The sequence below is a fragment of the Paenibacillus sp. FSL L8-0435 genome (genome assembly GCF_037965655.1).
Classification (GTDB): Bacteria; Bacillota; Bacilli; order Paenibacillales; family Paenibacillaceae; genus Paenibacillus.
The window spans coordinates 5,776,382-5,791,344 of the sequence record NZ_CP150185.1 but is presented as its reverse complement, the minus strand read 5'-3'; the positions used below and the strand labels follow the sequence as shown (position 1 = coordinate 5,791,344).

At 43.4% G+C, this 14,963-nt stretch carries 16 protein-coding genes and 1 riboswitch; of the genes, 11 read left to right on the top strand and 5 right to left on the bottom strand.

Features of this window, described 5'->3' with window-relative positions; translation table 11 throughout:
* Positions 1 to 117: 117 nt before the first annotated feature.
* From NST33_RS25760 to NST33_RS25735, 6 genes are all read left to right on the top strand, one after another.
* Positions 118 to 462, top strand: a complete 345-nt coding sequence (locus NST33_RS25760; protein WP_017692403.1) for a thioredoxin family protein — start codon at positions 118 to 120, stop codon at positions 460 to 462.
* Between the two features lie 486 nt (positions 463 to 948).
* Positions 949 to 1,887, top strand: coding sequence for a heme A synthase (locus NST33_RS25755; RefSeq protein ID WP_339305575.1), 939 nt, complete (start codon positions 949 to 951; stop codon positions 1,885 to 1,887).
* Positions 1,888 to 2,080: 193 nt separating this feature from the next.
* A complete protein-coding gene (locus tag NST33_RS25750; protein ID WP_237178542.1) occupies positions 2,081 to 2,797 on the top strand; it encodes a Cthe_2314 family HEPN domain-containing protein in 717 nt (238 codons plus the stop codon).
* 136 nt (positions 2,798 to 2,933) lie between these two features.
* Positions 2,934 to 3,075: riboswitch (SAM riboswitch) on the top strand.
* Positions 3,076 to 3,201: 126 nt separating this feature from the next.
* Positions 3,202 to 4,236: a methionine ABC transporter ATP-binding protein gene (locus NST33_RS25745; RefSeq protein WP_339305573.1), complete on the top strand. Its 1,035-nt coding sequence runs from the start codon at positions 3,202 to 3,204 to the stop codon at positions 4,234 to 4,236.
* The gene (locus tag NST33_RS25740; protein WP_047841298.1) at positions 4,237 to 4,896 is read left to right on the top strand and encodes a methionine ABC transporter permease; all 660 of its coding nucleotides are present in this window, start codon (positions 4,237 to 4,239) and stop codon (positions 4,894 to 4,896) included.
* A gap of 73 nt (positions 4,897 to 4,969) precedes the next feature.
* A complete protein-coding gene (locus NST33_RS25735) occupies positions 4,970 to 5,809 on the top strand; it encodes a MetQ/NlpA family ABC transporter substrate-binding protein (protein WP_339179139.1) in 840 nt (279 codons plus the stop codon).
* A 119-nt stretch (positions 5,810 to 5,928) separates the two neighbouring features.
* Here the strand turns inward: NST33_RS25735 and NST33_RS25730 are convergent, their stop codons facing one another.
* Entirely contained in the window at positions 5,929 to 6,888 is a 960-nt protein-coding gene (locus NST33_RS25730) for a DUF2167 domain-containing protein (protein WP_339305570.1), read from the bottom strand.
* Between the two features lie 210 nt (positions 6,889 to 7,098).
* On the opposite strand from NST33_RS25730, the gene NST33_RS25725 reads away from it, so the two are divergent.
* Positions 7,099 to 7,878, top strand: coding sequence for an SDR family oxidoreductase (locus tag NST33_RS25725; protein WP_339305568.1), 780 nt, complete (start codon positions 7,099 to 7,101; stop codon positions 7,876 to 7,878).
* A gap of 138 nt (positions 7,879 to 8,016) precedes the next feature.
* Here the strand turns inward: NST33_RS25725 and NST33_RS25720 are convergent, their stop codons facing one another.
* Positions 8,017 to 8,262 carry a NifU family protein gene (locus NST33_RS25720; RefSeq protein ID WP_053783253.1) on the bottom strand — a complete coding sequence of 82 codons (246 nt, stop codon included), beginning with the start codon at positions 8,260 to 8,262 and terminating at the stop codon, positions 8,017 to 8,019.
* Positions 8,263 to 8,342: 80 nt separating this feature from the next.
* Here NST33_RS25720 and NST33_RS25715 point away from each other — a divergent pair, with 80 nt between their 5' ends.
* Complete coding sequence (locus NST33_RS25715) at positions 8,343 to 8,597, top strand: YuzB family protein (RefSeq protein ID WP_036605750.1); 255 nt, start codon at positions 8,343 to 8,345, stop codon at positions 8,595 to 8,597.
* Here the strand turns inward: NST33_RS25715 and NST33_RS25710 are convergent.
* Together NST33_RS25710 and mqnE are read right to left on the bottom strand one after the other, a co-directional pair.
* A complete protein-coding gene (locus NST33_RS25710; protein ID WP_036673332.1) occupies positions 8,594 to 9,655 on the bottom strand; it encodes an NAD(P)/FAD-dependent oxidoreductase in 1,062 nt (353 codons plus the stop codon). The genes NST33_RS25715 and NST33_RS25710 overlap by 4 nt on opposite strands.
* Before the next feature lie 233 nt (positions 9,656 to 9,888).
* The gene (mqnE, locus tag NST33_RS25705) at positions 9,889 to 10,995 is read right to left on the bottom strand and encodes an aminofutalosine synthase MqnE (protein ID WP_047841294.1); all 1,107 of its coding nucleotides are present in this window, start codon (positions 10,993 to 10,995) and stop codon (positions 9,889 to 9,891) included.
* A 628-nt stretch (positions 10,996 to 11,623) separates the two neighbouring features.
* Here mqnE and NST33_RS25700 point away from each other — a divergent pair.
* Positions 11,624 to 11,980 (top strand): iron-sulfur cluster assembly accessory protein, encoded by a 357-nt coding sequence (locus NST33_RS25700; protein ID WP_036605753.1) that lies wholly within the window; start codon positions 11,624 to 11,626, stop codon positions 11,978 to 11,980.
* Positions 11,981 to 12,456: 476 nt separating this feature from the next.
* Here the strand turns inward: NST33_RS25700 and NST33_RS25695 are convergent, their stop codons facing one another.
* On the bottom strand, positions 12,457 to 12,834 hold the full coding sequence (locus NST33_RS25695; RefSeq protein WP_221823572.1) for a hypothetical protein: 378 nt from the start codon (positions 12,832 to 12,834) through the stop codon (positions 12,457 to 12,459).
* Positions 12,835 to 13,359: 525 nt separating this feature from the next.
* Between NST33_RS25695 and NST33_RS25690 the strand changes: the two genes are divergently transcribed.
* Positions 13,360 to 14,001, top strand: coding sequence for an NAD(P)-dependent oxidoreductase (locus tag NST33_RS25690; protein ID WP_339185451.1), 642 nt, complete (start codon positions 13,360 to 13,362; stop codon positions 13,999 to 14,001).
* A 286-nt stretch (positions 14,002 to 14,287) separates the two neighbouring features.
* Positions 14,288 to 14,653: a hypothetical protein gene (locus NST33_RS25685; RefSeq protein ID WP_221823570.1), complete on the top strand. Its 366-nt coding sequence runs from the start codon at positions 14,288 to 14,290 to the stop codon at positions 14,651 to 14,653.
* Positions 14,654 to 14,963: the final 310 nt, after the last annotated feature.

The window sequence follows — 14,963 nt, the reverse complement described above, 5'->3', positions numbered from 1 at the left end:
CTGGGTTTAATTTCACAGACCATGTGGTTATTCTAAGTATGCGCTGATTATTTGACTTCCACTCGCCAATTTGCTTCACTTAGGGTAAGACAAGGTACAGAAAGGGAGATGAACCGAATGGAACAGATTACTTCCAAACCGGCTTTTGATGTAGCCATCCAATCCCCACGTTTGACGATTGCCGTATTCAAGGCAGACTGGTGTGGTGACTGCAAATACATTGATCCGTTTATGCCTGAGGTTGAAGAGAAATATGCACGTGAGCTGACTTTGATTGAAGTCGACGTGGATCAGGTTGGAACCGTTAGTGAAGAACAGAATATTCTTGGCATCCCAAGCTTTGTGGCGTATACAGATGGCCGCGAACTGGTACGGTATGTGAACAAGCTGCGCAAGTCGAGAGAAGAGATTGAGCAGTTCCTGGATCGCGCAGTTGAGGTGTACAACACGATCCATAAATAATGTTATATAAGTTCAAATGATGAATATTCACACAGGCACTACGATGCCAGAATAACCTTCCGATCGCTGTTATCCCCAGATTTCTTTGATCCCTTTTATAAAGGGGGAAATATGGGGATAAAGGCGAACGCTTCGCTTCTTCTGGTTATTTCTGTCCTCTCCGTTATTGTGAAAATGTTTCATTGAACTTATGTAAAAGTATGACAGGTTCATGTAAAAGGGTATAATACAAAGAACGCCATTTCTCTTGAAATAGGGAAATGGCGTTTGTGTGTTCGACATGTTCTATGTAAGAAAAGTTTCTGTACATATCCTCAATGACCTGTGGGTCATTATTTCACCAGACGTTAACATTTTGTCACAAAGCGCGACGTCAATGAACATTTTATCCGGTATAATGAATTTAGTTGTGAAATAAGTGTCAAAGTACCGAAACAAGCGGAGAATATTCTTCGCCATCTTAAACCAACAGCGGGTGAGAAAAAATTGAAACACTTAACTTTGTTTAAATGGTTAACCGTATTAACCTGTCTTGTCATGTTTCTGGCCACTTTTGGTGGAGGCATTGTAACCAAAACGGAATCGGGCCTTGGCTGCGGAACGGAATGGCCTTTATGTAACGGAAAACTCGTTCCCGCACATACTGTGGCTTCACTCATTGAATATTCCCATCGCGCTGTAAGTGCACTGGCTGGACTGTTGTCCATTGCCTCGTTTGTGGCTTTTCTGCGGTTTGGCAAGTCACGCCGTGACCTGCAATTGTTCTCTTTCTTAACTCTGGTATTTGTTATCGTCCAGGGAATCATGGGGGCTTTTGCCGTCGTCTTCTCCCAATCTTCAGCAGTCATGGCACTGCATTTCGGCTTTGCACTGATTGCTTTTGCCAGTTCCCTAATGATGGCGCTGGGCATAAGGCAGGAGGCCAAAGATGGTGGATTGGAGCGCCTGAATAAATACCCTCGGGTCACTAAAAAATTCAGGAATCTGGTCTGGTTCTCCACCATTTACACATATCTCGTGGTATACACGGGTGCATTTGTGAGCCACACGGATTCTGCCGGCGGATGTTCCGGATTTCCGCTCTGTAACGGGCAGATTATTCCTGAGCTTTCAGGTGGGGTAGCGGTTGCTTTTGCTCACCGTGCAGCAGCTGCGTCGCTCGTGATTGTTATCGCAATCCTGGGTCACTTCGCTTACCGTAATCATCCGGACAATAAGGAAATGCGTACTCTTGGTGTGATATCCGTTGTTCTTATTCTAATGCAAGTAGTCATTGGTATTTTCATGATGGTGACAATGAACCGTCCGGAAGTATACATGTTCGTAGCTCTTGCTCATATGCTGGATATCGCCCTATTGTTCGGAGTATTAACGTATATGAGTTTCCTGGTGTACAAGCTGCATCGCCCGGTTAATCGATTCTAAGATATAGCTCTCCATTCTTGTGGGCTAAACATGAAAGTTCACCATCCAGTGATGTACATCATTGGACAGGTGGACTTTGTTTGATGTCAGGGAGATCAGGGCAACCTATGGCAAGCAGCAATTACACGGAATGGATGATGTGTTACGTTTACGGTGATGAATTCTTGTTGATTTGGAAAAGAGGAGGTTAGATATGCTGCGAACGTTGTTGGGGGAAAAACCACGTATAAACGAAGGTAAATTGAAGGCAGCGATGGATGCAATGGCACTTACGCTTGAGTTATTTCAGCGACAAATGCATGTGGACCATGATCCCACGCATGACTATCGGAAGCTGTATGTGTGGACGCAGGGACTCATCTCCTCACTGGATGAACTGGAGCAAAGCTGTTTCGCTGCTGCTCATTTTCGCAAAAAGGTCGTTGCAGGTTCAACGGACGATATGACGCCGACTGAAAAAGCCGAGTATGCCCGATATGTGTATTTCTACAAAGATGGCTTTATCCGCTGCTTTGCCATTCTGGATAAAGTGGGCACGGTATTAAATGAAATATTCCAGCTGAATACTTCCAATACCAAAGCGCATTTTTCTTATTTTACGGTATTAAGGCAGTTCGATTATGCGAGGGAGCATCATGATCTTGCGTTGCAATTAATACAGATCAAGGACTCTTATCGTGAACCGATGAGCAAGCTGCGCAAACGACGTAATATGGAAATTCACTACATGAACTCAGAAATGCACGATGACCTGTGGCAGTTACATCAGACCCTGCAAGGTAAAGTGAAATTGGAGGATCTGAATCAGCATGTGCAGGAAATGCGTCAGGGCGTGGATATGGTCTGTGAAACGTTAACAGCCTCTTATAGTTATATCAACAAAATATGGAAAAGAAATAATTCCCTTTGACAAATCGGAATACTTGGAATATACTGAGTTTCAATTAGAATGTTACAGTGACAAAGATTGAACTGATATTTCAAAAGTTACGTTCACATTATAAAGCATAAACTACATGAACTTATAAAATCCTACAACAACATATTTCTTATCGAGAGCGGCGGAGGGACAGGCCCGATGAAGCCCGGCAACCGATTTGTAACGACATGATACATGTATCATTCGTTATAGATGTTAGGTGCTAATTCCTACAAAATGGTGCGAGACACGATTTTGGCAGATGAGAAGGTATATTCTTTCACGTAAAGAGCCCTCTTTGTATCTGCAAAGGGCTCTTTTTTTGTACTTTAAGGGGAGTTTTCCTTTAGATCGGGTAAAGATACATGTAGGTGGTTGGAAAGGGGCAAGTGCGATTGATTGAATTAAAAGGTTTAACGAAAACGTACGGCAAAGGGGCAAAATCTACAACAGCGTTGTCCGAGCTGAATTTAAGCATCCAAAAGGGCGAAATCTACGGAGTGATTGGCCATTCCGGAGCGGGCAAAAGCACATTGATTCGCTGTATTAATTTGCTGGAACGGCCTACGGAGGGTGAAGTATGGGTTGACGGAATCAACCTGACTGAACTGAGCAAAACCGAATTGCAGCAACAGAGACGCAAAATCGGGATGATTTTTCAACACTTTAATCTGTTATCCTCGGCAACGGTATATGACAATGTAGCTTTTCCATTAAAGCTTGTGAATACACCCAAGGAAGCCATTGATCGCAAAGTGAAGGAAATGCTGGCACTGGTTGGTCTGGAGCACCATAGCAGCAAATATCCGGCTCAATTATCAGGTGGCCAGAAACAACGTGTAGGGATTGCGAGAGCACTTGCAAGTGATCCGAATGTACTTCTCTGTGATGAGGCTACTTCAGCACTTGATCCGCAGACGACAAATTCAATCCTGAAGTTATTACTCGACATTAATGAAAAGTACAACCTCACGATTGTACTGATTACACATGAGATGCATGTCATTCAGAACATCTGTGACAAGGTGGCTGTCATTCATCAAGGTGGCATTGTGGAACAGGGACCTGTAACAGATGTGTTCCTGAAGCCGCAACATGCGATTACGCGGGACTTCATGATGCGTGACCATGAAGCTGGACTTGCTCTGGAAGAGACCGCTCTGGCGAATGCAGGCGTTGAATTGCAGGCAGGTGTTGCTTCCAAACTTGTGAAGATATCTTTTCTGGGTAACAAAACATATGAAGCGATTTTGTCCAGAACGGTACGTAAAACGGGAGTGGATTTTGCCATCCTGCAAGGAACGATCTCTACGATTAAACAGGTTCCTTATGGACAGCTGACCGTTCGGTTCGAGGGTGATTCAAATGCGATTGATCGGACGATATCAGAACTAACCGCTGAGGGACTTGATGTGGAGGTGCTTCGTTAGATGGATTTTTCAACAGTTCGCTGGGAAGAGGTTGGTAAAGCCTCCATTGAGACACTGCAAATTTTGGGTGTATCAGGCTTATTTACCGTTATCTTTGGTTTGCCGCTCGGAGTTCTGCTGTTCATGACAGCCCGATCTGCTTCGATCAAATCACGGACGGTGTACATTATATTGTCCTTGATTGTGAATATTTTGCGCTCAGTCCCATTTATCATATTAATTGTTGCTCTTATTCCATTCACTCGTTCACTCGTCGGTACTGCTACAGGTGTGTTAGGGGTTATACCACCATTAGTTATTTCAGCAGCTCCTTACTTTGCTCGATTGGTGGAGACGACGTTGCGAGAAGTTGATCGGGGTGTCATTGAAGCGGCACAGTCGATGGGTGCATCGACCGGACAGATTGTAAGACGGGTATTACTGCCTGAAGCATTACCTGGTTTGGTTGCTGGGATTACCATTACCATTGTTACGCTTGTCTCTTACACGGCGATGGCGGGCATGGTTGGTGGTGGAGGACTGGGAACGCTGGCAATCAACTATGGGTATTATCGTTATCAAAATGAAATCATGATTATATCCGTAGTGTCGATGATCATTCTAGTGCAAATTCTCCAGATGGCTGGAGATCGCTTGGTTACATTTTTCACCAGGAAATAACACATAGATAACATGATGGATATGCATTTATGCGGATGCCACATGAAAAATGATTAGAGAAGGGGTTTTACACATGAAAAAATGGTCTTTTGCTTTACTTAGTCTTATGTTGATTGCGGTTCTCGCAGCTTGCGGAAACAACAAGGACTCGGATAGCGGCGCAGACAATTCAGCAGGTGCACCACGCACGGTTGAATTGAAAGTTGGAGCTTCACCTACACCACATGCAGAGATTCTGGAAAGCATCAAGCCTGAACTGGAAGCACAAGGTATTCGTTTGCAAGTCGTTACATTTAATGACTATGTACAACCTAACCAGCAACTTGCTGACAAAAAATTGGATGCAAACTTCTTCCAGCATCAGCCTTACCTGGACACAGAGAATAAAGAACGTGGATTCAACCTCGTTTCTGTAACACCTGTTCATGTTGAACCTTTTGGTGGATACTCCAAGAAGATTAAGTCTTTGGATGAATTGGCTGACGGCGCAAAAGTAGCAATTCCAAATGACCCATCCAATGGTGGACGTGCACTGTTGCTGCTCGCGAAGGAAGGTATTATTACGCTGAAAGACAACACAAATATTTCATCTACGATTCAAGATATCACAGCCAATCCGAAGAACCTGGATATCATCGAGCTGGATGCAGCCATGATGCCTCGTCAATTGGATGAAGCGGATCTGGTATTCATCAACGCTAACTATGCGCTTGAAGCGAACCTGAATCCGGCTAATGATGCTTTGCTGATCGAAGATCTGCAAGGTAACCCATACGCAAACATCCTCGTTTCCCGTGAGGACAACAAGGATGCAGATGCAATCCAAAAACTGGCTGCTGCTTTGCACTCCGAAGAAGTGAAAACATTCATCAAAGAACGTTATAAAGGTGCAGTTGAACCTGCAACTGAATAATTCACAATATGTATGATATGATGTGAAGCTATTAACAATAAGCCGTATATCTCTCCAGAAGAGATATACGGCTTATTTTATGTTTCCTAAGTGGGTGCTGACGTGGGGATCAACTTAAGTCAGAGTTTTTCCGGTTTATCAGCGCTAGAGTGATGTCCAGATTGGCGGTAATAGGATAATTCATTCTGATCAGCATACTGCTGCTCATCTGCTTCTTGCAGGTACGTCCTCTCGGAGGGAGAGAGTGTTTCTTCTTCTGCGTGTGAGCTTTTGATCTTGTATCTGATCCAACCGATTAGCCCAAGAAGGACAACCAGGATCAAAGCCCATCCTTTTTTGAGCAAAAGAAGAGCACTGAATTTCTGGGAAGCCGTGTACCCGATCCCGCCCATCAGAAGACTGTTGAGCCCTATGGTGGATGTTTTGTCAGTCGAAGCATTGTACTCCTCGTAGGTATATCCTGCATTGATACTAATTTGATTAAGGACAGTTTCCTCGAATGCCTGGCGGCTCTGTTGAAAGTTAGCCGTATCTGTAACCAGAATGGCTGTAATGTACCCTTCACGCGTCAGGAGCTTTACATTGTAATTGACCATGGCTTGCTGATCAGCGTTCTTGAAACCAAGGGAGTAAACCAACTGATGTTTGGTACTGTCATATGCCGGTTCGATTTCCCACCCCGTTATGTACGTTCTATATTCAGGATCAAGTTCTCTGTTATCTTCTTCTGTGCCTCGGATATAACTGCTTAATAGTTCTTCGGCACTCAAATTCTGATCGTCATCATGGATATGACCTGTTTTCACGTACTCAAACACAACATACCACGAGCCGAATTCACTATTGCTGGTTAGGCTTCCGATTTCATTCCCATTAGGCTTCCCATCGCTGTTAAGTATCGAGCGTTGGGTATTGGCCTTATCCAGATAGGAATGGCTCTCAGGGACTTCCAGGGTGGCCTTACCGTCCAGAGAGACAGATGCTGGTCCAGTAATCCAATCATACTCATCAGGTGCTTGTTCAGTCTCATATGCGGCTGATACCTGTAAGGCACTAGAGACTGTGAACAAACTCAACATTAAAAGTGTAAGAAATGATATCCATCTTTTGTTATTCATTCATGTAGAGGTCCTTTCGGGTTATATCCTCGACAGTACCATAGGTGTTTGATTTCGATCAAGATATATTTGGAATTAAAGGTGGATAATCCCTTGTGGATAAGTGAGTTGTAGGAGGACGATAAATCTTTTATACTGGATAGTGACTGCTCTTTGAAGAGGGGGATGAACGTGAAGGGAAAGATTGCCCTCATAACGGGAAGTGCCAAAGGTCTTGGTAAAATGACGGCCCTCAGTCTGGCAGATCAAGGGTGTCATATTGCCCTTAACTATGTACACAGTAGAACAGAAGCTGAGGCTTTAAAGGCTCAGATTATAGCCAAGGGTGTGCGGTGCATTGCCATCCAGGCTGATATATCCAAGGTGGAAGATATCTCTTCATTGGTTGAGCAGGTGGAAGGCAACCTGGGCAGCATTGATATTTTGGTGAATAACGCGGGTCCATTTGTCCGTGAACGACGATTATTTGCGGATTATTCTGAAGCTGAGGTCCAGATGCTTGTGCAGGGAAATCTGTTGGGACCGATGGTACTGGATCAGCGTGTATTGCCAGAGATGAGACGCAAGCAATGGGGACGCATTATCCATTTTGGCTTCAGTCATGCTGGAGAAGCAAGATCTTGGCCTCATCGCGCCGTATATGCGGCTGCCAAGGTGGGTCTGGTATCTTTTACAAAGACACTCGCGGTTGAAGAAGCCCCGTATGGAATTACGGTTAACATGGTATGTCCAGGTGACATTCGTGGTGCGAACAAAGAGAAAACGATTGATGAAATGGCAGGCATCACCGATGTCGAAACGCCAAGAGGGCGACCAGGCAGCGGTGAAGATATTGCACGAGTGATTACGTATCTGTGCCTGGATCATTCCGATTTTATAACAGGCAACATTATGGATGTATCTGGAGGACTTGATCCGATTCGTCCAACCATACAGCGCGATGATACTTAAAAGGTGAATTGAAGGATTGTACGTGGAAACCCGTCAAAGGGACAGATGAAATGGACTCTCTGCATATGCACACAAAAAAAGAGCCCTCCGCTTCATGCGAAGCGAAAGGCTCTTGAGGTTTATTTCGTGAAGGATTGATTAGAATACTTGTACGACTTCTTGTACACCCTCTACTTCTTCGAGAAGGGCACGTTCAATCCCGGCTTTTAAGGTAATGGTGGAGCTTGGGCAACTGCCGCAGGCACCGACCAGTTTCAGCTTAATGATGCCGTCCTCCACGTCGACCAGTTCCACGTCACCGCCATCGCGCTGCAGGAACGGACGAAGTTTATCAAGCACATCAGATACCTCATCATACATGGTGCTTTGTGCGTTTTCGCTCATATTGTTCAACTCCTTTCCTTCCTATATTATATTACAAATGGCCACAAATTAAAATGGTCAAACAAAGCAGGTGAACCTAAATGAGACCGATTATTGAATTTTGTGCCAATAATATGCATTTTGGCACAGATGAAGTCATGGATCAACTGGAAGAAAATCCAGACTATGACGTGATTGAATACGGCTGCCTCACCAACTGCGGCCAATGTTCCATGACTCCATTTGCACTGGTGAATGGTGAAGTTGTCATCACGGACAAAGTGGAAGATCTATATAACGCCATTCTGGCCAAAATTGCCGAAGCCGATGTCTGGGACGAGCTCGATCTCGACTAACCGAGATGGCGCTTGGACATCCAGAGCACACCACTTTTCAAAATACGAGGTACACGTCCCATCATGGACGTTTTGCCCATCAGCCCAAACCCAGACTTCTTGCCGAGTGCACCCAGTGTGCCACGAAGCTTGAGTGGATGTGGATTGGGCTTTTCGCCTTTCCAGAGGGCATGCTGAATATGGGCGATCTGCTCACCCTGTACTTCCGCAGCTTGACCGCTAGGTGCATAAGGTACACTGGCACAGTCACCAACGACATACACATCGGTATATTCCGGGATTTGGTAGTATTCATTCAGGACGACACGTCCTTGAGGGTCTTTGGTCACGTCCAGATCCTGTACCACTTTTACGGGCTGAATGCCTGCAGTCCACACGACAGCATCCGTTAGAATCTGTTCATCCCGGTTATAGATAGCATTAGGTTCAACACGTGAAATGGCGATATGCCCGCGTGTCTCTACCTGATGTTCGTTGAACCATTCATGCACATACACGGATAGACGTTGCGGGAAAGCGGATAATACACGTTCACCACGATCCAAAATGCTGATGTTTAGATCCGGTCTGCTCTCACGAAGTTCGGCTGCCATCTCGACCCCACTTAATCCACCGCCTACGATATGCACATTACCATAGGCTTTGACTTCATTAAGGCGAAGGTAGGTCTCGCGTGTTTTGCTAAAGCTCTGAATGGTACAGCTATAGTCTTCGGCACCTGGTGTATTGTGGAAACGGTCCGTACAACCAAGTCCAATGACAAGTTTGTCATACACGAGCGGGTCTTGGCCTTCAAATTCAATCTGACGCTGTTCCAGGTCAATCGAAGTAACTTCTCCATAACGGTAAGTGACTTTATCGCTCACTGGAAATTGGATACGCAGGTCATAATCAGATACGGTTCCTGCTGCGAGTGCGTAATATTCGGTCTTTAATCCCTGAAAGGGGCTGCGGTCCACCAAAATAATTTGTGTATCGGATGGAATTTTACCCTCCAGAAGTTCCTTGATGATGGTGAGGCCGCCATAACCGCCTCCAAGAATGACGAAATTTTTCATGACTCGGCTTCCTTTCTGCATCAGTCCCACTGAAATGGGGCTGTAAACTGTGGAGCAGCTATGCAATAACATAGCTGCTCCTTTTGTTTGGTTTTGAATAATTAAAAAGTAGACGTTAAAAATTGAAGATATTATTCAGCAGTTCGCACCACTCGAATTCAAACGTCTCCCTATAATGAAAGCTGCGTTCTGGAGTGGTGCTGGTACAATATTGGTTGTGATGGAGTTATATCCTATTCGTACACTTGAATTTCATTGTAGAACGTATCACGTTCTACCGGAATACGTCCTGCACCCTTAATGAGCCATATGAGCTCTTTACGTGTAAGGCCTTCAGGAGTGAGTGCACCTGCCGCATGACTAATCCGTTCGCGAACGATTGTGCCGTGTGCATCCGAAGCACCGAATCCAAGGGCAACTTGAGCTAGCTGTGGACCGATATTAATGAAGTATGCTTTGATATGATCGATGTTATCCAGCATCAGACGGCTGATCGCAATCGTTTTGAGATCCTCATAAGCCGAGTTACGACGCATAATGCTCGCGTTTTTACTTTTTGGCTGCATGGAAAGCGGGATAAAGACCATGAATCCGTTGGTCTCGTCTTGCAATTCACGGATCTGCACCATATGGTTGACCCGGTCCTCATAGGATTCAATCGATCCATACAACATCGTAGTATGTGTACGCATGCCCAGGTTATGAGCAGTACGGTGCACCTCAAGATAACGATCCACGTTCGCTTTGTCTACACGCATTTTTTTGCGATATTCATCCGACAGAATCTCAGCGCCGCCACCAGTCAATGTTTTCAGACCTGCTTTTTGCAGCTCTTGCAGAACTTCCTTAATACTGAGTCCGCTGATGCGGGTGAAGAAATCAATCTCGGCTGCCGTGTAAGCTTTCAGTGTAACATCCGGATATTTCTCGTTTAAAGCACGCAGGGAATCGACATAATACTGAAAAGGAACATGGTTATTATGTCCGCCTACAATATGGAACTCACGCACGCCCGGATGAATATGCTGTTCTACATAATCGATCATTTCCTGACCAGATAATGTATAGGAGCCTTCTTCACCCTGGTCTTTACGGAAATTACAAAAAGCGCAGTGGGCTTCGCATACGTTCGTAAAATAAAGACTCATGTTTTCGATGAAATATACTTTCTTACCATTTTTCCGCAAGTTGGCCTCATTGGCCAGCTGGCCCAAAGTCAGCAGATCATCTGTTTCATACAGATATACGCCGTCTTCTACGTTCAGCCTTACGCCGTTCTGCACTTTCTCAACGATTTCAGCCATTCTTTTGTCTGTGAACGGTGTTACCAATGTAGACATACTGTTTCCTCCTGTTCTTAACCGGATTTGAGTTGTGTGTAGGATCTGTATACAGAACTACATAGCAAAGATGCGGTCAACTGCCGCCTTCTTATATGGACTAACTCTTATTTACCCGGTGCAGCGTGTGCTGCGTACGTAAAGCTAATTTTTTCATTAAAGTGAGTCCTGTGACTCTATATGCATTGGGGACTGCGGACAGTCTCGAAATGTGAAAAAAATTACAACTCTATATATGATCGTCACCTGAATAAGTCATGACAAAATATCGACATTTCAGTGCGACCACCTATTCATTATAAACCTCGTGTCGCGGGGGTTCAATACACTGGGAAGAAAAAGGAGTAGAGGGGGAACGCGGAAAGAGGCAAACATGACTTGAGACCCTTGACGGGGTGGAGTATAATTTAAAGAAGAGTTAATGAAAGGTTGTTCAAAAAGTACGCTTTTGATTACGAAGGATGCCTAGAGGCATCTCAGCGTCGAATATGGGATTCAGCCGAAATGTCCGTTGCTACGTAGTTTTGCCTACGCTCCGCTACTCCATTTCTATCTTCATCCCATCTTCTTGGTACTGAAAAGCGCCCTTTTGAACATGATTTTATATGAAAAAGGAGAGTGACCTGGCATGATTAACATCAGCGAAACGGCTGCTGACAGATTGAAAGAGATGCTTGCACAGCAAGAGACACCTGGTATGTTCCTGCGTCTTGGCGTAGCACCGGGCGGTTGCACCGGATTTTCGTACGCCATGGGCTTTGACGATAAAGAGTCCGATGAGGACTTGTATATGGATATTCAGAGCATGAAGGTTGTAGTCGAGAAGGAAAACCTGAAATACCTGGATGGACTTGAAATTGATTTTGAAGAGTCCGGTATGACGGGTGGTTTCACTATCCATAATCCGAACGCGGTAGCCACTTGTGGTTGTGGATCTTCTTTCCGTACGAAGGAAGACGCGGGCGTACCTGATAAAGATTGTTAAACTGGCGCGGGTTTGAGCGCATTCGGTAACGGATAACGGACGCAAGCATGTAACGGTAGCCTTACCAGTGCAGATTGTGAATTGCGCAGATATTTCGGTAGGTTAACAACCCGGGAAGATGAACGTTATCAATCCTTGAAATGCCATTTCAGGGTTGTGAATCACGACCTCTATGACGTATTAGTCTCGTACTAATTACGTTGTGGAGGTCTTTCTTTTATGGTCCGAAAAAAGGAAGGGTTCCACTCTCAGGCGGAAATCACCACTATTTTTCTAATGTACATAGAAATTCGAATGATATAGATTAAAACAACCACTCAAGGTTTTTCTAATTTCAGTCCTGTTTTCTATAACAATATGTAAGTATCGCTGAAACAAAAAAAGTACTGATTGAAGTTGTAAGTTGCAATCAGTACTTTACATTAGTTAATATGTTGTTCTCCAAAATATTCTTTAGCTAATTAACTTCATTTGAATTATGGCTGCACGATTTTGTCGAGATAATAATTCTGAATCCATCCCCAGGCTTGATATTTGTAACTATAGACATAGAGGTATGTCATCCCTTCTGCAACAACACTTTCCGTTCCGCCATAAACTACATCTCCGTAAACATGCGAACCAATATTTACTCCAGTTGGTGAAGGTGTTTTTCTAAAATTAGAATAGTCATTCACTCTATAGTATGAAGATAGAGCCAGTATGGATACATCTGAATTAGGTAATTCTTGAGTGATAGATGTTGCCTGTGTAGGTTGGATTACTGTATTACTAACATCTTCAGAAGCAAAGACTCCAGAAACAGGGATTAACATCGATGCAACTACGGATGTTGCGATGAATTTTTTTAACATGGCTAAACTCTCCTTTTTTTTGAATAGATTATAATTCGCTAAAATGAGTAAAATCACCGAGTGAGATGAAATAGAGTTATCTCTGATTACAAACAAATGCAAAAGAGTAAACTTAAATTATAAAATCAATTAAACCTCCTTATATTTACTTTTTTTTCTTTTATATCCCATCCCACATATATAATGTAACATATATATGATGGAAAAATATTGTAAAATATGTGTCATTTTTTTCATATAATCTAAGGTTATCTATTCCAGATTAAAATGTCATTTTTATAGTTGTATGTGGAAAACTCTATAACTACGCTCTTTTTCATAGTCTGTAAATGGATAAAACAGGAAAAATATCGAAGTGATTTTATTCATATCTTTATAAATTAGAAGATTGAGTTCAGTTTGTGGGTATCCTTTAATAAGAATACTGTCTGAGCGAGAAGAGTTGACAAACCTAGTTGTAACAACTATAGTTACAATATAAAGTTCAAACATAAACAATATCGATAATTTAAAGGAGAGATCATGATGAACATTGCAATCATTGGTGCAACAGGCAAAGCAGGAAGTGTAATTTTGAAAGAAGCAGCAGACAGAGGGCATAAAGTAACGGCAATCGTTCGTAATGCATCCAAATTGGAAGATAAAAGCCTGAATACGCTGGAGAAAGATGTATTCGATCTTACAGCAGAAGATGTTAAAGCATTCGATGTGGTTGTAAATGCATTTGGTGCACCAGCGGGTAAAGAAAACCTTCATGTGGAAGTAGGACAAGCGTTGATCAACATCCTGAAGGATGCACCAAACACTCGTCTGATCGTTGTGGGTGGAGCAGGAAGCTTGTTCACAGACGAGTCCAAAACATTGCGTGTCTTTGAATCCCCAGGATTCCCTGATGCTTATAAAGCAACTGCAACGAACCAAGGCCAAAACTTGCAGGATCTGCAAGCATCTTCAGGTATTCAATGGACATTCTTGAGCCCGGCTGGATTCTTTAATCCAGAAGGCGTACGCACCGGCCAATATCAAGCAGGCAACGACGTTATTCTCGTGAATAGCGAAGGCAACAGCTACATCAGCTATGCAGACTATGCGATTGCTTTGGTTGATGAGATCGAAAATCCACAACACAAAAACGAGCGCTTTACCGTTGTTGGCGAAGTGAAGTAACACTTTTAGATTATAATATGGAACATACAAACGGACGCCGATCTCAACAGATCAGTGTCCGTTTTTTTTATGTTATCGAAGAGGGATGCTCTGCAATAACGTTAGACAGGTTAGATGAGTATCGTTCAACTTCCAACTACTCCTTTGAATCTATGTTATATTATTCTAAAGATGGGAAGGAAATGTGATTGGGTGAAAACCATCTTCTCTTCATTGGAATTTCTGCGAGTTCAAAAGTATAAGGGAGTGAACAGTTGTGAAGATGTATTCTAAAGGAGTCATACTATTGATATTTGTGGTTTTAATGATTAGTGTATCGAGTGGTTCAGGGTTATCCCAATATACAAACGTTAAAAATACGATGAATCAATTTCACATTACTTCTCTTTATCCGAAAAATAAGAATGGACAGACATATGGTTCTGCCGCATATGCGACTTCTCCAGAAACGGAACCTGATTTAATCTTGGCTACTGGTGTGGATGGTACAGAAGGATATCTGCTGAAAAAAGACATGGATGGCGAGCAACCAAAAACACCTGAAGAAGCTATTGCGATACAGAACAGCAGATCACCAGACGGATGGGATATTCCACTGTATGACAAAGATGGTGAAACCGTAATTGGCGTGTTTCATGTTGGAGGAAAGTGAAAGTAACCAAAATAGGATCAAATGTGATGCTACCATACATAGACGATTCTTTTCTGAATGGCTTCCTACTACAGGATATGAACAGGTCGACGGAATGGAATTTGAAATTACTGGTGGTAAAGATGGACTGAATTTTGTTGAGCTATGGTTTGCTGTAAGAAAAATATCTTAGTTTTATTTCTTTTAGATTAGTCTTGAATGGTAACTTAATAAAGACAAATGGAGCAACCAACTGTGTCCGATTGGTTGCTTCGTTGTTCATTCACCTAACGGCCAGGGGAAATGCAACATTTTTCCTGTTAAAGAGGTC